This is a genomic window from Arthrobacter sp. TMN-49, assembly GCF_054511095.1.
The window spans coordinates 55026-78470 of sequence record NZ_JBTNDH010000013.1 but is presented as its reverse complement, the minus strand read 5'-3'; the positions used below and the strand labels follow the sequence as shown (position 1 = coordinate 78470).

18 protein-coding genes are annotated in these 23445 nt (G+C 63.3%); 4 read left to right on the top strand and 14 right to left on the bottom strand.

Annotated features, from left to right (window positions below; translation table 11 throughout):
• Positions 1-200: 200 nt before the first annotated feature.
• The 3 genes from glpK to ACX80E_RS07975 form a co-directional block, all read right to left on the bottom strand.
• Positions 201-1715: a glycerol kinase GlpK gene (glpK, locus tag ACX80E_RS07985; RefSeq protein WP_459301390.1), complete on the bottom strand. Its 1515-nt coding sequence runs from the start codon at positions 1713-1715 to the stop codon at positions 201-203.
• Between the two features lie 44 nt (positions 1716-1759).
• Positions 1760-2509 (bottom strand): MIP/aquaporin family protein, encoded by a 750-nt coding sequence (locus ACX80E_RS07980; RefSeq protein ID WP_459301389.1) that lies wholly within the window; start codon positions 2507-2509, stop codon positions 1760-1762.
• An 83-nt stretch (positions 2510-2592) separates the two neighbouring features.
• Positions 2593-4368 (bottom strand): glycerol-3-phosphate dehydrogenase/oxidase, encoded by a 1776-nt coding sequence (locus ACX80E_RS07975; protein WP_459301388.1) that lies wholly within the window; start codon positions 4366-4368, stop codon positions 2593-2595.
• Between the two features lie 191 nt (positions 4369-4559).
• On the opposite strand from ACX80E_RS07975, the gene ACX80E_RS07970 reads away from it, so the two are divergent.
• Genes ACX80E_RS07970 through ACX80E_RS07955 form a run of 4 tightly spaced genes read left to right on the top strand, consistent with a single transcriptional unit; the run spans position 4560 to position 8399 of the window.
• A complete protein-coding gene (locus tag ACX80E_RS07970; protein WP_459301387.1) occupies positions 4560-5498 on the top strand; it encodes a sugar-binding transcriptional regulator in 939 nt (312 codons plus the stop codon).
• Between the two features lie 50 nt (positions 5499-5548).
• Positions 5549-6382: an aldo/keto reductase gene (locus ACX80E_RS07965; protein WP_459301386.1), complete on the top strand. Its 834-nt coding sequence runs from the start codon at positions 5549-5551 to the stop codon at positions 6380-6382.
• 2 nt (positions 6383-6384) lie between these two features.
• The gene (locus ACX80E_RS07960; protein WP_459301385.1) at positions 6385-7329 is read left to right on the top strand and encodes an alpha/beta fold hydrolase; all 945 of its coding nucleotides are present in this window, start codon (positions 6385-6387) and stop codon (positions 7327-7329) included.
• A gap of 17 nt (positions 7330-7346) precedes the next feature.
• Entirely contained in the window at positions 7347-8399 is a 1053-nt protein-coding gene (locus ACX80E_RS07955; protein WP_459301414.1) for a glycosyltransferase, read from the top strand.
• Positions 8400-8481: 82 nt separating this feature from the next.
• Here ACX80E_RS07955 and ACX80E_RS07950 read toward each other — a convergent pair whose 3' ends face one another.
• The 11 genes from ACX80E_RS07950 to carA form a co-directional block, all read right to left on the bottom strand.
• On the bottom strand, positions 8482-9234 hold the full coding sequence (locus ACX80E_RS07950) for a DedA family protein (RefSeq protein ID WP_459301384.1): 753 nt from the start codon (positions 9232-9234) through the stop codon (positions 8482-8484).
• A gap of 207 nt (positions 9235-9441) precedes the next feature.
• Positions 9442-11721, bottom strand: a complete 2280-nt coding sequence (locus ACX80E_RS07945; RefSeq protein WP_459301383.1) for an HNH endonuclease signature motif containing protein — start codon at positions 11719-11721, stop codon at positions 9442-9444.
• Between the two features lie 148 nt (positions 11722-11869).
• On the bottom strand, positions 11870-13969 hold the full coding sequence (locus tag ACX80E_RS07940; protein ID WP_459301382.1) for a primosomal protein N': 2100 nt from the start codon (positions 13967-13969) through the stop codon (positions 11870-11872).
• Between the two features lie 143 nt (positions 13970-14112).
• Positions 14113-15315 (bottom strand): methionine adenosyltransferase, encoded by a 1203-nt coding sequence (metK, locus tag ACX80E_RS07935; protein WP_459301381.1) that lies wholly within the window; start codon positions 15313-15315, stop codon positions 14113-14115.
• An 80-nt stretch (positions 15316-15395) separates the two neighbouring features.
• Positions 15396-16709 carry a bifunctional phosphopantothenoylcysteine decarboxylase/phosphopantothenate synthase gene (locus tag ACX80E_RS07930; RefSeq protein WP_459301413.1) on the bottom strand — a complete coding sequence of 438 codons (1314 nt, stop codon included), beginning with the start codon at positions 16707-16709 and terminating at the stop codon, positions 15396-15398.
• Between the two features lie 32 nt (positions 16710-16741).
• Positions 16742-16999, bottom strand: coding sequence for a DNA-directed RNA polymerase subunit omega (rpoZ, locus tag ACX80E_RS07925; RefSeq protein ID WP_044575390.1), 258 nt, complete (start codon positions 16997-16999; stop codon positions 16742-16744).
• Between the two features lie 50 nt (positions 17000-17049).
• Entirely contained in the window at positions 17050-17664 is a 615-nt protein-coding gene (gene gmk / locus ACX80E_RS07920) for a guanylate kinase (RefSeq protein ID WP_459301380.1), read from the bottom strand.
• A complete protein-coding gene (gene mihF, locus ACX80E_RS07915; RefSeq protein ID WP_459301379.1) occupies positions 17661-17981 on the bottom strand; it encodes an integration host factor, actinobacterial type in 321 nt (106 codons plus the stop codon). Before mihF ends, gmk begins: the two co-directional genes overlap by 4 nt.
• A gap of 101 nt (positions 17982-18082) precedes the next feature.
• Positions 18083-18961 (bottom strand): orotidine-5'-phosphate decarboxylase, encoded by an 879-nt coding sequence (pyrF, locus tag ACX80E_RS07910; RefSeq protein ID WP_459301378.1) that lies wholly within the window; start codon positions 18959-18961, stop codon positions 18083-18085.
• Positions 18951-22262 (bottom strand): carbamoyl-phosphate synthase large subunit, encoded by a 3312-nt coding sequence (gene carB / locus ACX80E_RS07905; protein WP_459301377.1) that lies wholly within the window; start codon positions 22260-22262, stop codon positions 18951-18953. Before carB ends, pyrF begins: the two co-directional genes overlap by 11 nt.
• Complete coding sequence (gene carA / locus ACX80E_RS07900) at positions 22262-23443, bottom strand: glutamine-hydrolyzing carbamoyl-phosphate synthase small subunit (RefSeq protein ID WP_459301376.1); 1182 nt, start codon at positions 23441-23443, stop codon at positions 22262-22264. The genes carB and carA overlap by 1 nt, the downstream gene beginning before the upstream one ends.
• Between the last annotated feature and the right edge of the window lie 2 nt (positions 23444-23445).

Here is a 23445-nt window from a genome sequence, read left to right as displayed (position 1 = left end):
AAGCCCCTCGACATGGCAAGGGGCTTACCGCATCGATGGGATGCGGCTAGCTAAGGAGAAGGTTTGTATGCACCCCTGTACATTATCTCACTTACAGGGTTTCCTACCACGTTGCCGCAATTGCACGGAGGCGGCGCAGTGAAACCACGACGGCGGGGCGCCCACCTGGGTGGGGCCCCGCCGTCGTCACTCACGTGCTGTTAGAGAACGTCCTCGTCAACCCAGTCCATGGACTTGGTCACGGCCTTCTTCCACAGGCGCATCTGGCGGTCACGCTCGGCCGGATCCATGTTCGGCTCCCACCGCTTGTCCTCGGCCCAGTTCGATGACAACTCGCCCAAGCCGTTCCAGAAGCCCACGGCCAGGCCGGCCGCATATGCTGCGCCCAGTGCCGTGGTCTCGGTGACCTTGGGACGAATCACCGGCACGCCCAGAATGTCAGCCTGGAATTGCATGAGGGCGTCGTTGGCGACCATTCCGCCGTCGACCTTCAACTCGGTCAAATCCACGCCAGAATCGGCGTTGACCGCGTCAAGGACCTCGCGGGTCTGGAAGGCTGTTGCCTCCAGCGCGGCACGGGCAATGTGATGCTTGTTCACAAAGCGGGTCAGACCCACAATGGCACCGCGGGCGTCGGGACGCCAGTACGGGGCGAAGAGACCCGAGAACGCCGGGACGATGTAAACCCCGCCATTGTTCTCCACGGCAGCAGCCAACGTCTCAACTTCGGGGGCCGAGTTGATCATGCCGAGGTTGTCGCGCAGCCACTGGATCAAGGAGCCAGTGACGGCAATGGCACCCTCAAGGGCGTAATGCGGGGCGGCGTCGCCAAGCTTGTAACCAACGGTTGTCAGCAGGCCGTTCTTCGAGTGGACAATTTCCTCGCCCGTGTTGAAGATCAAGAAGCAACCGGTGCCGTAAGTGTTCTTGGCCTCGCCCTGCTTGAACGCTGCCTGACCAAACGTTGCCGCCTGCTGGTCGCCCAGGATACCGGCGACAGGAACTTCGCGCAGCAACTGGCTGCTGTGCACGTGCCCGTACACCTCGGATGAGGACTTGATGGCCGGCATCATCGACTTCGGGACACCAAAGGTGGCCAGAATCTCATCGTCCCACGCCAAGGTTTCCAGGTCCATGAACATGGTGCGCGAGGCGTTGGTGACGTCGGTGATGTGCACGCCACCGTCCGGGCCGCCCGTCAGGTTCCAGGTGACCCAGCTGTCGGTGTTGCCAAAGAGGAGGTCCCCTGCCTCGGCGCGGGCACGGGCCCCCTCAACATTGTCAAGGATCCACTTGATCTTGGTGCCGGAGAAGTAGGTGGCCAGGGGAAGCCCAACCTTGGCCTTGAAACGCTCAACTCCGCCGTCCGCTGCAAGCTCATCGACAATGCCCTGCGTGCGGGTGTCCTGCCACACGATGGCGTTGTAGACCGGCACGCCGGTGTTCTTGTCCCAGACAACCGCCGTCTCACGCTGATTGGTGATGCCCACGCCGACAATGTCGTGGCGCGTCAGGTTGGCCTGGGCCAGTGCCGTACCAATTACCTCACGGGTGTTGTTCCAGATCTCTGCGGCGTTGTGCTCCACCCACCCTGCCTTGGGCAGGATCTGCTCGTGTTCGAGCTGACCGGTGGAGACGATGTTGCCGTCGTGATCGAAAACGATCGCCCGGCTGCTGGTGGTTCCTTGATCAATGGCAATTACATATTGAGACATCATTGTTTCCTTTTGTTAGAGCATTCGAGCACAAGTACGTGGGGTTAGGAGACGGCGGCCAGCAGGTCAGGCAACCACCGGGTCATCAAGCCACCCAGTGCGCCACCAATCAACGGGCCAACAACAGGAACCCAGGCGTAGCTCCAGTCACTGGAACCCTTGCCCTTGATGGGCAGCAGAGCGTGGGCGATGCGCGGGCCAAGGTCACGAGCAGGGTTGATGGCGTAGCCCGTGGGACCACCGAGGGATGCGCCAATACCGACAACCAGAAGGGCTACCGGCAGCGGACCAAGTCCGGCAACACCGCCACCGAAGTGCAGGATCACGAAGACCAGGACAAACGTGCCGATGATCTCGGTGACAACATTCCAGCCGTAACTGCGGATGGCTGGTCCGGTGGAGAAGACAGCAAGTTTCGTTGCAGCATCCGGCTCACCGTCGAAGTGCTGCTTGTAGGCCAACCAGCACACAATGGCACCAATGAACGCACCGAGCATTTCAGCACCAAAGTACGTCATGGTCGAGGCGAAGCTCACGGCCACGCCCGGAGCGTATTCGGCATTTCCATTGGCCAGCAGGCCGACAGTTACTGCCGGGTTCAAATGGGCACCGGATTTGGCGGCTACAAAGACACCGGCCATGACGGCCAGGCCCCAGCCCCAGTTGACCATGAAAAAACCGCCACCGCTGCCCTTATTACCCTTCAAGGCCACGTTTGCCACAACGCCACAACCCAGCAGGGTCAGCATCATGGTTCCCATCACTTCAGACAGGAAAACAATTCCAAGAGACATCTTTGACTCCTATTGGTTGGTAATTCATTAAAAGGTCTACACCTGTGTGTGACCCTCTTGAGCCCCCTTTGCCCCCGGGGGGCTTAGGCAATCAAGCTTTGTACCTGGACACCGTGGAAACGGGCCAGAATCTCAATACTGTGGCTGATTTCGGCGGCCACAGTGGCGCCGTCCCAACCCAGTGGGCCGGCCAGCGCCTGCGCCGTCTCGGCCAGCAGTTCACTGGTGACCAAACCGCGGAAGGCCAGCGATGTCCGGCGAATCATGACATCGATCAGGTGGCCGATCTGTTCGTTCTCCACCATGAAGGCCACCTCGCGGCTGCTCAGTTCGCGGGTGGAGTCGAACACCGTATCAACACCTGCGTTGAGGTAGCTCAGAACATCTTCGGCGCGCGTGCCGTAACGAGTCAGCAGCACCCCCACCCGGGCGGCGTCAACTGATTCGCTGGTGTGGGCCGCAATCCACGCCTCGACGGCTGTGTCGTTGGCCGGGAAGTTCGCACCGCCACCGATGGGCAGTTTCGCTGTACTGACCTTCCGGCTCTTCCCCAGAAGGGTCAGGACGTCGTTGCTCATGTGCTCGGACAAGGCCCGGAACGTGGTCCACTTGCCGCCCACAAGGCTCAGCACCGGCACAGCGGATCCTGCGATGGTGCGGTCGGCGCGTTCAATGCGGTAGTCGCGGGAGACAAAGCCGGGGGCCGTCTCGTCATGGCGGGGCAGGGGGCGTACACCGGCAAAGCTGTACACAATGTCTTCCCTGGTGACCAGAACATTGGGGAACACGTGACCCACCAGGTCGAAGAAGTAGTCGATCTCTTCCTCGGTGCAGACAGCGTCCGCTGTCATGTCAGCGTTGACGTCGGTGGTGCCCACCAAGACCCTGTCGCCCATGGGGTAGATCAAGACGATGCGGCCATCGGTGTGTTCGAAGAAGATCTCGCGGCCGTTGCAGGCTGCCAACAGGCCCGGATGGTCCAGCACAATGTGTGAACCCTTGGTGCCGCCCATGAAACGTGTGGCTGCACCCAGATCGGCGTTGGTCATATCAACCCAGGCACCGGTGGTGTTGACGATGACGTCGGCGTTGAAGGTGAAGGATTCGCCGGTGAGCTGGTCGGTGAGCTCGACGCCGTCGTCCTTGACAGCCGTGACAGCCAAGTAGTTGGTGGCCCGGGCGTTGGAATTCCCGGCCGCACTCAGGCCGGCCTTTTCACCATCCTGGAGGACATCCAGGGTCAGCCGCTCAGGATTGTGCACCGAGGCGTCGTAGTAGGTGGCTGCGTACTTAATGCCCGGGTGCAGCTGCGGAAGCTCGGCCAGGGCCTTCTTGCGACCCTTGAAATCGTGGCGCGGAACTGTCCCGCCGTCGCGGGAGAACGCATCGTAGAGTGACAGGCCAACCTTGATCAAGAAGGCGCCACGCTCCTGGGGCTTGCCTTGCTTGTGCGTCAAGAAACGCATGGGGGCGCTGAGAATGCCGGAGAAGGTGCTGAAGATGGGGATGGTTGTCTGCAACGGCTTCACGTAATGGGGGGCGATCTTAAGCAGACCATTGCGCTCCATCACCGATTCCTTGACCAGGCGGAACTCGCCATTCTCCAGGTAGCGGATGCCGCCATGGATCATGTGAGAGGAGGCACCGGAGGCGCCCTGGCAGTAGTCTCCGCGCTCCACCAACGCCACATCCACACCCTGCAGCGCAAGATCACGGAAAGTGCCAACACCGTTGATGCCGCCACCAATAATCAACACACTGGCGCGCGGACGCTCCCGCAAAGCCTCAACCTGGCTGCGCACCACCGGGTGCACCTCCTGTGACTCTTCGTTCTTGCCAGCGTTGCCTAGGATTCTCACATCGACCTCATTCGAGTCCTGTTGGTTTGCGCATTACGCGCCTATTCCCATTATTGTTTGAACAGATGGAAAATATAGTCAACAGTGTTGCACGAACGTGCAGAAAGGGCTGACTTCCCATGCCTTCCAAGAGAACGCGGCAGCAAGATACGCTCCGAGCTGCACAAATGTACTACTTGCAGGACCAGACAATGGACGCCATTGCTCGTGAATTGCGCACCTCCCGTTCCACCGTCTCCAGGCTCCTGTCCTCTGCCCGGGAAAGTGGTTTAGTCCAGATCCAAATCAAGACCCCCTCGGACAGGGCGCCGGAGCTGGAACGCGTCATCCGCACCCGGCACAAGGTGGACGTTCATGTGGTTCCCGTCTCCGACATGCTCAGTGAGGTGGAGGTGCTCGAACGGGTCAGCATGCAGGCCGCACGCACCATCGGCCCCTTGGTGGGCTCCAATGCCGTCATTGGTGTGGCGTGGGGATCGACCGTGAGCACTGTCAGCCGCCACCTCACCCGCAAGACCACCCACGGCACCACCATTGTGCAGCTCAACGGGGCGGGCAACACCCAAACCTCGGGCATCACCTACGCCTCGGAGATCATCCGTCGCTTTGGCACCGCCTATGGGGCCAAAGTGGAGCAGTTCCCCGTCCCGGCCTTCTTTGACCATGCTGAAACGAAGAAGCTGATGTGGCAGGAGCGCAGCGTCCGGCGCATTCTAGATCTTCAGGAGCGCATGACCATCGCCATCTTTGGGGTGGGGTCCATGGATGCTGAAATCACCAGCCACGTCTATTCCGGCGGTTACCTGGACACCACCGACCTTGACGCCCTCGATGCCAGCGGGGTCGCTGGGGATGTGGCCACCGTCTTCTTCCGCTCCGATGGCAGCGATGCCGGCATTGTGCTCAATGACCGTTCCAGCGGACCCAGCCTGGAGAGCCTGCGCACTGTCCGGCGTCGAATCTGTGTGGTCTCGGGCCCCAAGAAAATCACCGGACTGCGTGGCGCCCTCGCCGCCGGGCTGGTCACCGACTTGATTTTAGATGAGACAACAGCGCGCGAGCTGGTGGAGCAAAGCAGCCCGTCCTCGGACCCCATCTTTGGCTTCCTTCATGGTTTGGACGGCCTGTAAACAGTGCGGCAATGCGCCGTCAGGGGCCAGCAATGGGTAAAGTCGTAGCTATGCATCGCTCCCCCAAATACACTCTTAATAATGGTGTCAGCATCGACGTTCTTGGCTACGGCGTCTATAAGGTCCCGGCCGATGACTGTGTGGACCTGGTCGCCACCGCACTAGATACCGGGTACAGGACTGTGGACACGGCAGCCCTCTACGGCAATGAGGAGGGTGTTGGTGCGGCCATCGCCGGCGCCGTTGCCGCCGGAACCCCGCGCGAGGAGCTCTTTGTCACCTCCAAGGTCTGGAATACCGAGCAGGGCTACGATGCCACCCTTGCCGCCTTTGACGCCACCATGGACCGCCTGGGCCTGGACTACCTTGACATGTTCCTGATCCACTGGCCGTGCCCGGAGCGTCAGCTTTTCATCCCCACGTACAAGGCGCTTGAGTCGTTGTACCAGCAAGGACGCGTGCGGGCCATTGGCGTGAGCAACTTCGAGGCCGAGCATCTAGAGCAGCTTCTGGATGCGTGCCAGGTGGTTCCCGCCGTGAATCAGGTGGAGCTCCACCCGCGGCTGCCGCAAACCGAGCTGCGCGCCCTGCACGCCGAGTTGGGCATCGCCACCCAGGCCTGGAGCCCCCTGGCCCGCGGCGCCATCCTCGATGATCCTGTGCTGGCCGAGTTGGCCACCGCGCACGCCCGCACTGTGGCGCAAATCGTGCTGCGCTGGCACGTCCAGTCGGGGCACTTGGTGATCCCCAAAGCTAGTTCCGCCCGGCGACTCCGGGAGAACCTGCACGTTTTTGACTTCAGCTTGAGCGAGCCGGACATGGCGCGCATCGCCGCCCTGGAGAGCGGCCAGCGCTCCGGTTCCGACCCCTTGCAGGTGAACTAGGAATGGCCGTGAAGAGAAGTACGACGCCGGTTTCCTCACGTGTCGCTGTGAACCTGGCCGACCGGGAGAGCGCCCACATCGTTGAGGTGGCGGGCACCCCTGTGCACTTCTGGGAGTATGCTGCCGCGCACTCGGCGACGGCGGCGCGCACCATTGTCATGGTGCACGGGTTCCGTGGTGACCACCACGGCCTGGAGCGGGTGGTTGAGTTGCTGGCGGACCACCGCGTCATCATGGCCGACCTGCCAGGATTTGGCGCCTCCCCCGCCTTTGCCGCCGGCGAATCGGCCGGGCGCGGCCATGACATTGCCGGCTACGGCGAGTTTCTGAACGATTTCCTGACAGCCCTGCAGCTGGGTCCTGACACCGTACTGTTGGGGCACTCCTTCGGATCCATTGTGGTCAGCCATTTTGTGGCAAACCACCCGGGCCGCATCTACCCGCTCATCCTGGTCAACCCCATTGCGTCCCCCGCCTTGGAGGGGCCCAAGGGCATCATGACAAAGCTTGCGGTCTTTTATTACTGGGCGTCGGCCAAACTGCCGGCAGCCCCGGGCAACGCCTTGCTGCGCAGCAAATTGATTGTCCACATCATGAGCGTGACCATGGCCAAGACCCGGGACAAGGAGTTGCTGGCGTTCATTCATGGCCAGCACTACGCCTATTTCAGCGGCTTTGCCAACCGGGACATGTTGCTGGAATCGTTCCGGGCCTCGGTCAGCGGAACAGTGCGTGAAGTGGCGGCCGAACTGCGCCTGCCCACCCTCTTGATTGCCGGCGCGCAGGATGAGATTGCCACGCTGCCGCACCAGCACAAGCTCGCCGAACTCCTGCCACAGGGCGAATTGGTGGTCATTGAGAATGTGGGCCACCTGATCCACTACGAAACACCCGAGCCGGCAGCCGCTGCCATCACCGATTTCCTGGAAAGGCACCCCGCCCCGTGAGCAAGCCAAAGATCGTCATGGACGCCCGTTTCACCAGAATGGACCACCACGACGGCATCAGCCGCTACGGCGCAAGTCTCATGGCCGCCGTCGCACCGTACGCGGACGTGACCATGCTCATTCACGACGAACGCCAGCTGGCACTCCTGCCCGAGCTGCCGTGGGTGAAGATCAACTCGCCGCTGTCACCCCTGGAACTCCTTGTGGCCAGGCACGTGAACAAGCTCGACGCCGACCTGGTGTTTTGCCCCATGCAAACCATGGGCAGTTGGGGACGCAAATACCCGCTGGTGCTGACCCTGCACGACCTCATTTACTACGAGCACCCCGCCCCTCCCGGCTTCCTCCCGGCACCCGTGCGGGTGTTGTGGCGCCTGTATCACAAGGCGTATTGGCCACAACGGGTGCTACTCAACCGCGCCAACGTGGTGGCAACCATTAGCCAGACCACCTTGGCGTTGATGACCAAGCACCGGCTCACCAAACGGCCCGTCCGGATCGTTGGCAACGCACCCCAGGGTGAACGGACGCCGCGCGATCCTGCCGTGGCTCCGGAGAAGTCGCTCGCGTACATGGGCTCGTTCATGCCGTACAAGAACGTGGAGACGTTGATCCGCGGCATGGCCGAACTGCCCGACTTTACGCTGAACCTGCTCAGCCGCATCACCCCCGAACGCCGGGCCGAACTGTTGGCCCTGGTCCCCTCCGGTGCCACAGTGGTGTTCCACAACGGCGTCACCGATGCCGACTACGATGCGCTGCTCATGCGCGCCACGGCGCTGGTGACCCTGAGCAAGGCCGAGGGTTATGGACTGCCGCTGGTGGAGGCCATGGCACTGGGGACACCTGTGGTGGTGGCCGACACCGAGATTTTCCGTGAAGTGGGCGGCACTGCTGCGCACTATGTGCCGGCCGATGCGCCGGCGGCCTTTGCCGCTGCTGTCCGGTCCCTGGACTCTCACGAGAAGTGGGCGGCCAGTTCCATCGCCTCGGTGGCCCAGGCAGCAACGTTCAGCTGGGACGTCTCGGCCAAGGAACTGCTGGCCATTGCCCAGGAGCTGCGGCCCTAATTCTGCCCCGCGCTCGTCGAACGGGCAGTTGATGCCGATGTTCCGGGGAAACATCGGCATCAACTGCCCGTTCGACGAGGGGTTAGCGGCTGACGAGCTCGCCCTGCGCTGCAGGCTGCACGGTGGCGGACTCAGCTGCCGGGCCGGTCAGCGAAGTGCTCCCGCGCCGTGCCCTCACCTGCCGTGCCCTGCGCCGAATGAGTCCAGCCACGGAATCTGCGACGATTCCCAGCACGGCCGCCAGGGCAACAGCCACGATGAGTCCCAGCAGCGGGTTCTGCCGGAACCACGTCCCGGCAAGGACACCAATGCCCAGTGAATAGCTTGCCCAGAGGCTGGCGGAGGCGGCTGTTATGGCCATAAAGCCTTTCCTGGAATAACCGGTGGCACCGGCGGTGAGATTGACAGCAACCCGGACGACGGGCAGGAACCGGGCCACGAGGATGAAGGACACGGCGCGTTGCTGAAGTTCTTGGCCCACCCGGTCAAAGGAGCGCACCATGAGGGGTGTCCGCATCCAGCTGAAGCGTTGGGTCCCCACACGCCGGCCGATGGAGTAGGCAATGTTATCGCCAATGAATGCTCCAAGAATTGCCGCCGGCAATAACAGCCACGGTGCCGGCCCGCCCGGGGTGATCGTCAAGGAAGCGAGCCCCACCACAATCGCCTCACTGGGGAAGGGCGGGAAGATCCCGTCAATGATGCAGCCCAGAACAACCACCAGATAGATCCATGGCTGCCCGGCAGCAGCCAGCACGAGATCTGTCACAGTGCCAGCGAGGGCGTTGATGTCACCCACAAGAACCACCGGCCACAAGGCACTGTCGTGTTCCATCAGTCAAACGAGGTCCCGGGGCAATGGTGCTGTGCTTACTCATGAGATCAACGCTACGTGGCCCACCCGCAGCGGGCTATGAGGTAAACCCCCCAAATACGACTCAGGGGCGCACCCCCGGGCTCAGGGTATCTGGCTTTGTCTGGATGGGTAGCCGGGAGCCCTGTTGGCCGCCGAGCTCAACGCAGGGGCCGGGAGGGCTGAGGGTCAGCTGGGGTGTTTCTGCTGGTACTTGAGAATAAGTTGCTCCAACGGGCTGGGCGCGACGGCGGCGAAGTCAGGCCCGTCGTGGTTGAGTGCTTTTTCGAGGCGTTTCTTGAGCGATTTGGGGTAGGCCGGGCGTCGCGGTTCTCGGTGTTGGGGGCGGTGGTACCGCCCCGACGGTGAGATCCACCCGATCCGGCCGTCCTGTTGGGGCAGGGGTGTCCAGCCGCGCAGCCGGATCTGGTGGCGGTCTGGGTCCTGGTCGGTGCGGTAATTCCCGTGCATGTCTTTGTCATCCTTGAAGTGTTTGAGCAGGTGGTGGCGTTTGCACGCCGGACGCATATTCTCAGGCGTGGTTGCCCCGCCCCGCTCCCACGCAGTGAGGTGGTCCGTGTCGGTGTCCATGACAGGGTTGGTGCAGTTTGGGTAGTAGCAGCCCTGCGCCAAGGCGCGCAGAACGGCTTTTTCGCTCTCCCGCATCCTGTACCGCTCCGGGTTCAACCCCAAGGGTTCGCCGCTGACCGGGTCCGTCAACACTCGCAGGAAGGTCCCGGCCCCGGCCAGAAGCTTCCGGGCAATGCCTTCCGGTACGGGCCCGGCACTGGCGCTGCTGCCAACGAGCTCGGCGGGTTCATCGGTGATGTCCAGTGCCCCCAGAAACGGCACCGTGAGCAGAATGGTGGCTTCGGGCATGGGTGGATCAGTGATCACCTTGTGCGCCCGGATGGCATCGAGCTGCTCCCGATATTCGCGGTCTGGATCTTCCCGGAGACCGTCAACCACGCCACCAACATAGCCCGATCCATCCCCTAGCAGCTCCCCGAAAATTGCTTCATCCGCTGCAACGTCACCCTCCATGACACTGTCCCCTGAGAAGTTCTCCGGAGCGGATTTCTCCGGGGTGAAGGAGAGGCTGCCACCGTCACACACCACCCCGAGCAGCGATTCCGCCCCGGGGGCAGGCTCGGGAACTATGCCCGATGCCAGGCCGGCGGAGGGGATTGCTTCAAGGGCGGGAATCCTGCCCGCGCCGTTGCTGCTTCCCCGCATGGCCGGGGTGGGATCCGGGTTGGTATAGCGGCCCACCGGCTGCTTGGGGTCCCGGTGGGCCCAGACTGGCTCTTGGTCAAACAAGGTGACTCCAAATGCAGACTTGCCGCCAAACGGGACATCACCGACACCGCCAGCACTAGTCCGGCCTGTGCCGGAGTCATGATTGCTGCGGGCAACCCCGCCCGTGCCCGTGGCGGAGCGGTGGTCAGTGGCGGTAGTGCCGGTAGGGGCGGTTGAGGTGCTGAAGCTGGTGTCGCCGGCCTTGTTGGTGGAGGATTTGTTGCCAAGTGGGTGTTGGTTCAGCAGCAGCGCAGCGGCGACGTCGATGCGCAGCTGGGTCAGTGTCCGGTACTCCCCGGAGCCCATTCCTGCTGCGGCGTCCTGTCCTGTGGCGTGTTCTTCGCTGCGAGCCTGGCCTTTGATGGCGCGGGCTGTGCGGGTGCAGTCGACCCAGATCCCTTCCGCTGCCACAGCGGGCAGGTGCAGGGTCAGCCACGACATGCCGTCCCTGCCTGGTTCCAGAGTCATGGCCCGTTGGGCATACGCCTGCTTGGTACGGGTTGTCAGCGTCTCGGGGTGGGTGGATTCCCGAGCGCGCCGGGCCTTGGCGGCAAACCCTGACACCGTGGTGCCCGGTGCCAGAGCCAACAGCCGTGCCTCGAATGCTGCCAAGTCCGTGGGAAGGATGCCCGGTGTCTCCGCCAAGGTTTGACCCTCGTCGATGATGATGCCCGCATGCCGGAACGAGAGCTCCCCCGTCGCCAGTGCCGCCATGGTGCCGGGGTGGTTGACGAGCTCGGTGGAATGGTGGGCCAAGGCCGCGGCGGTGCGTTCGGGAATGCACAGTGTCAGGGCTATGTCCGCGCAGGCACTGGTGATGGCAACCCCGGACTGCCACCGGTCCAACACCACCGTGGTCGCCTCCACATGGGCTGCGCCCAGCAACCTGGCCACCAGGGCCGCCTTGCACGCAGCAGTGGCATCCTCCAGGCGTTTCAAGACCGCCAAGGCCTGGATGGCGGAGTCATACACGCCCCGGGCGACACTGAGCCTGGACGGCGGTTCCGGATCTGGTGCAGGTGCCGGAATAAAAGCCGGAAGTCCCGCCAGTGCGGCATTGTCAGGGCCAAAGGATTCAATGGGAGGAAGGGTAATTCCAGCCAGCAGCCGGGCCACATCCTGTGTGGCTTCACCGCCCCGGTCTCCGGGGACAATCACCGGAATGCTCATACCTTCAGAATACTCTTACCGTTACTTTAACGCAATAGGTTCACGTATATATATACGATTAAGCATGGTCCTCGCCAAGGGCCCGGCCGCACCGCGGCAGCCGCTCCGCCCGGGGCGCAAGCTCCACCACCAGAACACCAGGGCAGCGCTACAGAACGTCCAGGCCGTCGCAGCGCACCTGGACGGCCTGGCCAACCCTGCGCGCGGCGTTGGCCGCCTTCAAGGCCCGCATATCGGCCGTGACGGCAGCAGCCAGGGAGTACGGAAACAACAGGATTGTCCTGTAGTCGGGGGCTTCTTCGCCGGGGGCCCCTGCCCTGCCTGTTGCGACAGGCGCCGGGCCAATGCTGCGGACGGTCTCCGGCAGTTTCAGGGCTGCCTGGAACGCCTGGACATCTTTTTCGCTTCCCGTCAGTGAGGCAAGGCGCATGGCCGGGGGCAGCCCCAGTTCATGCCGTAGCGCGAATTCACGTTCGGCATGGCCGGCCGGGTCCCAGCGCACCAAGGCGGCCACCTCAACCGAGTCCTCGGCGGTGACCACAACAATCCCGCCGTCCCTGGCCGGACGGACCAGCGCCGCGGCGTTCATCCAGCGTCGCAGTGTCTCCTCCCCCGCCCGGAGGGATTCCCGGCGCAGCATGGAATCACCATCCAGCAGCAGGGCCGCCGAGTAGCCGTGTGGTGCCACAGGTTCCGCCCCGATGGTGGCCACCACAATGGCTGGTTTGTCGGGGACGGTGGCCTTGATGTTCTCCCCCGAGGAGGAAATGACGGGCACCGAGGGGAACGCCCGGCCCAACTCCTCCGCTGTGCGCAGGGCACCGACGGTAATGGCGCGCAACTCGTGGTTTCCGCACGTGCTGCAACTAAACGCCGTCTCAGCCTGGCCGCACCACTTGCACGTGACCATCACCGAGGCGGAACCCGCGGCCCGCGATTGCATCAACGGTCCGGTGCAGTGTCGGCAGCGGGCCACCTCGCGGCAGCGCTGACAAGCCAGGGCCGGGGCATAGCCCGTGCGCGCAACCTGCACCAGCACCGGACCAAACATCAGGGCAGCCTTGGCCGTTTCCCAGGCCCTGTGCGGCAGGCGGGCCATGGCCGCTGCGGGGTCCCGTTCCTGCTCGTAGGAGTCGGAGGTGCTGATGACCCTGGCCGTGGACGTGCGCACAGTGGGCCGCCCCGCCATGAGCTCCTGGGCCCACCCGGTGGCCACCAGGCGTTGGGACTCGCTGCTGCGGCTGTGCCCGGCCATCAGCACGGCTGTACCCTCAACTTCCGAACGCAGCAACAGCACGTCACGGCTGTGCTGGTAGGGGGCCCGGCGCTCAACGTGCAGCTCGTCGCCGTCGTCCCAGCAGCACACCAGGCCCAGCTCGGCGACGGGGGCGTAGGCGGCCGAGCGGGTGCCAATGACAATCTTCACATCCCCGGAAAGCACGCGCAGGAAGTTGGCGTAGCGCAGGCTTGGACCGTCGTCGGCCGTCAGCTTCACAAAACTGTCCGCCGGCAAAACGGCGGCGAAGGCACGCTCCAACAAGTCCAGGTCACGCAGATCCGGGACCACCACAATGGCTCCGCGGCCCGAGAGCTGGCAGTACGCCACGGCCTGGGCCAGCTGATGCTGCCAGGAGTGGTCACCAAAACCTGTCAGCGCACCCAACACCGCCTTGGGCGTTGCACCCATGGCCAATTGCGTCAGGAAATCCTCGGCATGGGAGTAGTCGGCGAACAAGAACTGTCCCGGGTGGGCCGCCGGCACCGGCTCCAGCGCGCCACTGGCCGACTCACTGTCCCTGGCCAGGTAGATCTTTTCAAGACTGGCAACACGCGGCGGGATGGCAACACGCAACACATCCGCCAGCGTGCCGCAATAGCGTGCAGCCACCTTGTGGGCCAGCTCCAGCACGGCGGGCGTCAGTACCTGAACAGCCGAATACACCCGGCTCAGGGGCACCAGCCGTTCGCTCTCCGACTCGGCCACCCGGGCCACCAGGAAGCCGTTGAGGTCTTGGCCGGAGAACTTCACCCGAACCCGCACCCCCGCCTGGGCGCTGGCGTCCAGCTCCAGGGGCACTGAGTAGTCAAAGATCCGATCCAGGTGCGGCAGGGGTGAGTCAATGATCACCTGGGCCACCGGCAACTGGGGCGCCAGCACCACGCCGCTGTGCGGGTCGGGCACCCGTTCCTTGGGCACGAATCCGCTGAGCAGGCTTAGTTGCACGCCGTGGCTTGGGTCTCCATCCATGGCGTCCTCCTTCAGTGGCTTCAGTGGCGCTGGGTCCTGGCTGTGTTGCCCGGCCACGCATTAAAGTGGCCTAAAACAAGCTAAGCACAGCCCACCGACAAACTCGTCCGGGGGCTGTGCTTAGCTGTGGATAACTCCACAGCTTAGGCGTTGAAGAACGCCTTCAAGTCATCCACGCGGTCAAGATTCTCCCACGTGAAGTCTGGCTCGTCGCGGCCAAAGTGGCCGTGAGCGGCCGTCTTGGCGTAGATGGGACGTTTGAGGTCGAGGCTGTCGATGATGGCCATGGGGCGCAGGTCAAAGATCGCCGCAATGGCGTCCTCGATGCGGCGCGGGTCAACAGTTTCGGTGCCAAACGTCTCAACGTACACACCCACCGGACGGGCCACACCAATAGCGTAGCCAACCTGGATCTCGGCGCGAGAGGCGAGGCCGGCGGCAACAACGTTTTTAGCCACCCAGCGCATGGCGTAAGCGGCCGAACGGTCCACCTTGGACGGATCCTTGCCGGAGAACGCGCCGCCACCGTGACGGGCCATGCCGCCGTACGTGTCAACAATGATCTTGCGCCCGGTCAGGCCGGCATCACCCACAGGGCCACCCACCACGAACGGGCCGGCCGGGTTCAGGTAGGTCTTGATGGCTGAGATGTCTAGGCCCGACGCGTCCATGACAGGTGCAATTACAAATTCCTGCAGGTCAGCCCGCAACTGCTCCAAGGCAGTGCCCTCGGCATGCTGGCTGGAGATGACAACAGTGTCCACGGAGACGGGCGTTTCGCCGTCGTACCCGATGGTCACCTGGGTCTTGCCGTCGGGCCGCAGGTAGGACAGGAGCCCTGACTTGCGCACGTCGGTGAGGCGTTCCGAGAGCCTGTGGGCCAGGAAGATGGGGGTGGGCATGTATGAGGCGGTCTCGTTGCTGGCGTAGCCAAACATCAAGCCCTGATCGCCGGCACCCTGGGTGTCGTACTTGTCCAAGGCCGTGCCTTCACGGACCTCCAAGGCGTTAAACACGCCGTCGGAAATGTCCTGAGACTGCTGGCCGATCGAGACGGACACTCCGCAGCGGGCGCCGTCAAAGCCGTTGGCCGAGGAATCGTAGCCAATGTCCAAGATGGTGTTGCGCACAATCGCCGGGATTTCCACGTACGCGTCGGTGGTCACCTCGCCGGCAACATGGACCAGGCCGGTGGTGGCCATGGTTTCCACAGCTACCCGCGAATCGGGGTCTTCGGCCAGCAGCGCATCCAAAATGGCGTCGCTGATCTGGTCACAAATTTTGTCGGGATGGCCGGCCGTCACGGATTCGGAGGTAAATAGGCGCAGGGGGTTAGCTGAAGTCACTGTTCTACTTTACTAAGGAAAGTGCCGCGCTCCATTGGCGGCAGACATGGATTGTCATACAAATTGCGTTGCGGCACGGATTAGCTTGCTCCCAGGCGCTGCGCAACAAGATGTACGACGGCGTTAGCAACCTCACGCTTGCTCCCACCTGTTTGCACGGGCTCGGCACCGTCCAAGGCCAAAATTTCGACCTGGTTGGTGTCCTGCCCAAACACACGCTCTGAACCGGACTCCCCCGGGCCAACCTCGTTGACCACGAGCAAGTCACAGCCTTTGCGCCGCAGCTTTGCCAGCGCATACGTCTGGGCATCGGCTTGTTCGTCGCCAGTTTCGGCGGCAAAACCAACAATGAGTTGCTGCTGGTTCTGTGCCGCCCGGTGGGCCACCAGCTCGGCGAGGATGTCGGGGTTGCGGACCAAGGTGATGACAGGGTCATCGCTGTTGTCACGTTTCTTGATTTTGCCCGGGGAAATGTTGGCCGGGCGGAAGTCAGCAACGGCGGCCGCCATGATGACAACATCTGCCGTTACCGCCGCAGCCAAGGTTGCCGCCCGCAGTTCCAGGGCTGTTTCAATCTGCTGCAGTTTGGTCCCTTCGGGAGCCCGCACATCCATGGGCGCGTGGATCAAGGTCACCAGCGCTCCGGCGGCCAGGGCGGCCTCTACGAGTGCCACACCCTGCTTGCCCGAGGACTTATTGCCCAAAAAGCGCACCGGGTCCAGGGGTTCACGAGTACCGCCGGCGGTGATGAGGACACGCTTGCCGGCCAGCGGGCCAGTGACGTCGGCGGCCGGCTCCGCTGCAGGCTCGGTTATTGCCGGCTCCGCTGTTTCTGAAGCCAAGCTTTCTGCGCTCAAGGCCGGTGCCGGCTGGTGCAGCAATGCCATGGCTGCGCTAAAAATGTCCGCCGGTTCCGGCAACCGCCCGGGACCTGAGTCGGGGCCTGTCAACCGGCCCACTGCCGGATCCAGGACGTGAACGCCGCGAGCACGCAACGTGGCAACGTTCGCCACGGTGGCGGCGTGCTGCCACATTTCCGTGTGCATGGCCGGGGCAAAAAGGACAGGCCCCCGCGCCATCAGCAAGGTGGTGGTCAGCAGGTCGTTGGCGTGACCACCGGCCGCCTTGGCTAGAAGATCCGCCGTGGCCGGTGCCACCACAATCAAATCGGCCTCATGGCCCATCCGCACGTGGTTGACAGTGTCAACGGCGTCAAAAACACTGTTGGTGGCCGGCCGCCCGCTCAAGGCCTCCCAGGTAGCCACGCCCACGAACTTGGTGGACGCCTCGGTGGGGATGACAGTGACAGTATGGCCGGCCTCGGTGAAAAGGCGCAGCAGCAAAGCCGACTTGTAGGCGGCGATGCCGCCGCCTACCCCCAGAACAATGTTCAGTCGTAACACCGTCAGTGTTCTTTAAACGTACGTTACGCGGTCTCGACGGGTGTGGAAACCAAGAGGCCCTCGTCGATTTCACGGAATGCGATGGAGAGGGACTTCTCGTTGAGCTTGGTGTCCACCAAGGGGCCAACGTACTCGAACAGGCCCTCGTGGAGCTGAGCGTAGTAGGCGTTGATCTGGCGTGCGCGCTTGGCACCAAAGATGACCAGTCCGTACTTCGAGTCAGCGGCTTCAAGCAGCGAATCAATCGAGGGATTGATGATGCCTTCGGGTTGTGTAGTCAATTACTTCTCCAAAATTTGTAAAGGGGTCTTGCAGATCAATCAATGACAGATCAAATAATGTGGTGGGGGGTGAGCCCCATCAGGTCAACAAGCGCCGCTGCAGCGCGGCTGACATCGTCATTGACGATGACGTGGTCAAACTCCGGCGCGGCAGCAAGTTCCAGTTTAGCCGTTTCTAGGCGGCGCTGCTGTTCCTGGGCCGATTCTGTGCCGCGTCCCACCAAACGGCGGACCAATTCATCCCAACTCGGTGGTCCGAGGAACACAAAATCGGCTTCCGGCATGGCCTCTTTAACTTGCCGGGCCCCTTGGAGATCAATCTCCAACAGCACGGATTTTCCGGCCGCCACGGCGGCCTCCACAGTGCTGCGCAAGGTGCCGTAACGGTTGACGCCGTGCACCACAGCCCATTCGAGCAGGTCGCCGTCGGCTACCAGGCCATCAAATTCCTGCCCAGTTTTGAAGAAGTAGTGAATCCCTTCCTCTTCACCGGGCCGGGCCGGGCGGGTGGTGGCCGAAACGGAAAGCCACACCTCGGGGTAGTTGTCCCGGATGAAGGTGGAAACAGTTCCCTTGCCAACGGCCGTGGGCCCGGCCAGTACTGTTACCCCGCTGTGCGGCTTGGTGCGGGTGACATTTTCGCTAGGTACCTGAACCGCGCTCACGATCCCTGCCCCAGGTAGTCCACCAAGGCCCGGCGTTGATGCACGCCAAGGCCACGCACCCTGCGGGTTGGGGCAATCCCCAGCTCGCTCATAATCACAGTTGCACGTACCTTTCCAATGCCCGGAAGGGCTTCTAATAAGTCACAAACTTTGAGCCTGTCTAAGGCTGGCTCCTGCGCCGCAGCGGCCAGAACAGCACCAACAGTGGTTTGGCCGGTTTTCAGATCGGCTTTGATGCGCGATCTGATGCCACGGGCTGCTATTGCTTTTAGCCGTGCCTCGGCGCGTTCCTGCAGCGAAAGTGCTGGCAAATTCACGTAAACGACTCCCCTAGCGATGACTGTCCGTTGCGGCGGATAGGAACAAAGTAATTCCTTGAACCTATCCGCACCAAGGGATCAAATCAATCCGCCAAAAACTACAAACCCGTCAGGGTCTCCGTCGTGGCCTGGCGCAAGGCGGCAATATCCGGTCCGGCGGCCAGGATGCCGCGGCTGGACGTCCCCAGCACGGCAGGGTAGGCAGCCCGGAAAGTGGCCCGCATATCGGCTCCTGTGGCGCCCTGGGCACCCAGCCCGGGTGCCAGAATGGGGCCGTTGACGGCGGCCAGGTCAATGCCCAGCTCCGTCAGCGCCTCACCCACTGTTGCCCCCACCACCAAACCAACTGAGCCCAAGGTCTCCTCGGCGTAGCGTTGATTCTCGTGTGCGGCTGCTTGCACAATGCGTTTGGCAACAGAGTCGTTGCCGCCCACGTGCTGGACCGAGGCGCCCTCCGGGTTGGAGGTCAGGGCCAGGACAAAAACGCCCCGGCCGTGCGCGGCTGCCATGTCCAGTGCCGGGCGCAGCGACTCAAACCCCAGGTAGGGGCTCAACGTCACCGAGTCGGCGGCCAGGGCCGAACCGTCGCGCAACCAGGCATCGGCGTAGCCGGCCATGGTGGAGCCAATGTCTCCGCGCTTGGCGTCGGCAATGGTCAGCACAGCAGCCTGAGCCGCCGCCTCAAGGAGCTCCTCGAGGGCGGCCATGCCGGCCGAGCCGTGGCGTTCGTACAGCGCCACCTGCGGCTTGATGGCTGCGGCCAAGGGGGCCACGGCCTCCACCACTGTCTGGGAGAACACGCGCAGGCTCTGCGCGGTGTCGGGCAGGCCCCAGGCCGCCAGGAGCCCCGGGTGCGGGTCAATGCCCACGCACAGGGGCCCCTTGGCGGCCATGGCGGCGACTAGGCGCGTTCCGAACCCCTGGCCGGCGTCTGGGCCCACGGCGTCGAGGGAGCCGCTGCGGTGGCTACTTGGCATGCTGCTCGGCCTGACCTGCTGCCAGCACCTTGGCGTGCTCCTGCAAGCTGGTCACATCCCATTCGTAGGTGCGCAGCGCCTCCATGGCCTGGACGGCCACGTTGAACTCCGCAACAGTGGTGATGCACGGCTTGCCGTTGGAGACGGCTGCTGCACGGATCTCGTAACCGTCGCCGCGGGCCTGGCCACCTGTGGGGGTGTTGAAGATCATGTCGATGTCGCCGTCGTTGATCAAGTCAACAATGGTGCCTTCACCGTCCACGGAGGTGCCTTCACCAATCTTGCGCACAAGGGTGGAGGCGATGCCGTTGCGGCGCAGCACATCGGCCGTGCCGCCCGTGGAGACAATCTCGTAGCCCAGGTCGGAGAGGCGCTTGACGGCCATGATGATGGAGCGCTTGTCACGGTTGGCCACCGAGACAAACACCTTGCCGGAGACGGGCAGGGCGTTGTTCGCGCCAGCCTGGCTCTTGGCGAACGCCGTGTCAAAGTGCTTGTCAATGCCCATGACCTCGCCGGTGGAGCGCATTTCCGGGCCCAGCAGGGAGTCAACCACGTGACCTTCGGGGGTGCGGAAACGGTTGAACGGCATGACAGCTTCCTTGACGGACACCGGGGCACTGTCGGGCAGAGTCCCGCCGTCGCCGATTTCCGGCAAGATGTGGTGGACGCTGCGCAGGTGCGCGATGGACACGCCAACACCGATCAGCGCTGCGGCCTTGGCCATCTGGACACCCGTTGCCTTGGAAACAAACGGTACCGTGCGTGAGGCGCGTGGGTTGGCTTCCAGGACGTAGAGGATGTCAGCGGCCAGGGCGAACTGAATGTTGATCAGGCCACGGACGCCCACGCCCTCGGCGATGGCGCGGGTTGCTGCCCGCACCCGGTCCTGGACGTCCTTGCCCAAGGTGATGGGGGGCAGCACACAGGCGGAGTCACCGGAGTGAATGCCGGCCTCTTCAATGTGCTCCATGATCCCGCCAAGGTACATGTCCTTGCCGTCAAACAACGCATCAACGTCAATCTCGATGGCGTCTTCGAGGAACCTGTCAATCAGAACCGGGTGTGCCTCGGTGATTTCCGTGGCGTTCTTGATGTAGCGGGACAGGTTGGCCTCGTCGTAGACGATCTCCATGCCGCGGCCACCCAAAACGTAGGACGGGCGGACTAGGACGGGATAGCCAATTTCATCGGCGATCTTCTTGGCGTCGTTGAAGGACACGGCAGTGCCGTTCTTGGGCGCAATCAGGCCGGCCGTATCAAGCACGCGGGAGAACATGCCGCGGTGCTCGGCCAGGTCAATCGCCTCGGGGGACGTGCCAAGGATCGGGACACCGGCGTCGGCCAGTTCCTGGGCCAGCTTCAACGGGGTCTGGCCGCCCAACTGGACGAACACACCCATGACGCCGCCGGTGCGCTCTTCAGCGGCGATGACTTCCAGCACGTCTTCAAGCGTCAGCGGCTCAAAGTATAGGCGCGTGGAGACGTCGTAGTCGGTGGAGACGGTTTCCGGGTTGCAGTTGACCATGACGGTCTCGTAGCCGGCCTTGCGCAGGGCCATGGAGGCGTGCACGCAGGAGTAGTCAAACTCGATGCCCTGGCCAATGCGGTTCGGCCCGGAGCCCAGGATGATGATGGACGGCTTCTCGTGCAGCGCAATCTCATCTTCCTCGTCGTAGGAGGAGTAGTGGTACGGGGTGTAGGCGTTGAACTCAGCCGCACAGGTGTCAACGGTCTTGTACACGGGGCGGATACCCAGGGCCTGGCGCACACCGCGCACCACCGCCTCGGAGTTGTTGGTCAGGGCACCGATCTGAGCGTCGGAGAAGCCGTGGCGCTTGGCCAGCTTGAGCATCTCCGGGGTCAGCGCGGTGGACTGGCGGATGGTGGCCGAAACCTCGTTGAGCAGCACCAGCTGGTCAAGGTACCAGGGATCGATGCCGGTGGCCGCGTACAGCTCCTCGATGGTGCCGCCGCCCAACAGGGCGCGCTGGACCTGGGAGAGACGCTCGGTGGTGGGGCGCTTGGCTGCCTCGATCAGATCGGGGACATCCAGGGCGTTGACGGAGGAGAAGTCAAGGCTGGCGCCCTTCTGCTCCAGGGAACGCAGTGCCTTCTGCAGGGCCTCGGTGAAGTTGCGGCCCATGGCCATGGCTTCGCCAACGCTCTTCATCGTGGTGGTCAGGGTGGGATCTGCCGCCGGGAACTTCTCGAACGCGAAACGGGGCACCTTCACCACCACGTAGTCAAGGCTCGGCTCGAAGGAGGCCGGGGTCTTCTGGGTGATGTCGTTGGGGATCTCATCCAGGGTGTAGCCCAGGGACAGCTTCGTGGCGATCTTGGCGATGGCGAAGCCTGTCGCCTTCGAGGCCAGTGCCGAGGATCGTGACACGCGCGGGTTCATCTCAATCACGACGACGCGGCCTGTGTCGGGCTCGATCGCGAACTGGATGTTGCAACCACCTGTGTCAACGCCAACCTCGCGGATGACGGCGATGGAGATGTCGCGCAGGTTCTGGTACTCACGGTCCGTCAGTGTCATGGCCGGGGCCACGGTGATGGAGTCGCCCGTGTGGACGCCCACCGGGTCAAAGTTTTCGATGGAGCAGACCACAACGACGTTGTCGTTCTTGTCCCGCATCATCTCCAGCTCGTATTCCTTCCAGCCAAGGATGCTCTCTTCAAGCAAAACCTCGGTGGTGGGGCTGTACTGCAGGCCCTGGCCCACGATGCGTGTCAGGTCCGACGGCGTGTACGCCAGTCCGGAGCCCAACCCACCCATCGTGAAGGAGGGGCGAACCACCATGGGGTAGCCCAGGTCCTCGGCTGCTGCAAACGCCTCATCCATGGTGTGGATGATGTGGCTGCGTGCCGACTCAGCACCGCAACGCTCCACAACGCCCTTGAACTTTTCGCGGTCCTCGCCGAGCTCGATGGCGGCAATGTTGGCGCCAATCAGCTCAACGTTGTACTTGGCCAGCACGCCGTTCTTATCCAGCGCGATGGCCGTGTTCAAAGCCGTCTGCCCGCCCAGTGTGGGCAGAATGGCGTCGGGGCGTTCCTTGGCGATGATCTTCTCAACGACCTCGGGGGTGATCGGCTCCACGTAGGTTGCGTCGGCAAACTCGGGGTCTGTCATGATGGTGGCCGGGTTGGAGTTGACCAGGATGACCCGCAGGCCCTCCTCCTTCAACACGCGCAGGGCCTGGGTGCCGGAGTAGTCAAACTCTGCGGCCTGGCCGATCACAATGGGACCGGATCCAATGACCAGTACGGACTTAAGATCTTCTCTCTTCGGCATTACTTGGCTTCCTCAGTCTGTGCGTTCTTGGTGGCGCTCATCAAGGCGATGAACCGGTCAAAGAGGTATGCGGCGTCGTGCGGGCCGGCTGCTGCCTCGGGGTGGTATTGGACGGAGAAGGCCGGGATGTCCAGGCAGGAGAGGCCCTCCACCACCTGGTCGTTGAGGCTGATGTGGCTTACTTCTACGCGGCCAAAGCGCTCCTCGGGGGCCCGGGTGGGGCCCTCCAGCGGGGCATCCACGGCGAAACCATGGTTCTGGCTGGTGATTTCGACCTTGCCCGTGCTGCGGTCCATGACCGGCTGGTTGATGCCGCGGTGGCCGTACCGCAGCTTGTAGGTGCCGTAGCCTAGGGCGCGGCCCAGGATCTGGTTGCCGAAGCAGATACCAAAGTAGGGCACACCGGCATCGAGGAAGCTGCGCACAAAGCTGACCTGGCTGTTGGCCGTGGCGGGGTCGCCGGGGCCGTTGGAGAGGAACACGCCGTCGGGGTTCAACGCCTGCGCCTCCTCGAAGGTGGTGGCGGCGGGCAGGACGTGCACGCGCACACCGCGCTCGGCGAAGCGGGCGGGTGTCATGGCCTTGATGCCCAGGTCAAGGGCGGCGATCGAGAACAGCGGCTCGCCTTCCCAGCCGTGTGCGGCAGGTTCGACGACGTAGGCTTCGGTAACGCTGACTTCCTCGGCCAGTTGCAGGCCCTCCATGGACGGCTGGGCCAAAACCTGCGCCAGCAGCTCGGCCTCGGGGCGGGCCGCATCGGCACCGGAGAAGATGCCGGCCTTCATGGCACCACGTTCACGCAGGTGGCGGGTGATGGCGCGGGTGTCAACGCCTTGGATGCCGACGACGCCCTGGGCGATGAGTTCGCCGTCGAGCGATCCCTCCGAGCGCCAGTTTGAGGGGCGTCGGGCGGCGTCGCGGACAACGTATCCGGCAGCCCAAATCCTGGTGGATTCGTTGTCGGCCGCATTGACACCTGTGTTGCCGATGTGCGGGGCTGTCTGGACGATCAGCTGGCGGGCGTAGGAGGGGTCCGTGAGGGTCTCCTGGTAGCCTGTCATGCCGGTGGTGAAGACTGCCTCGCCCAGGGCAGTGCCCTGCGCTCCGTAGCTGGCGCCACGGAAAGTGCGGCCGTCTTCCAAGACCAAAAGTGCCTGTGCAGGCATAGTTGCATCACTCATTC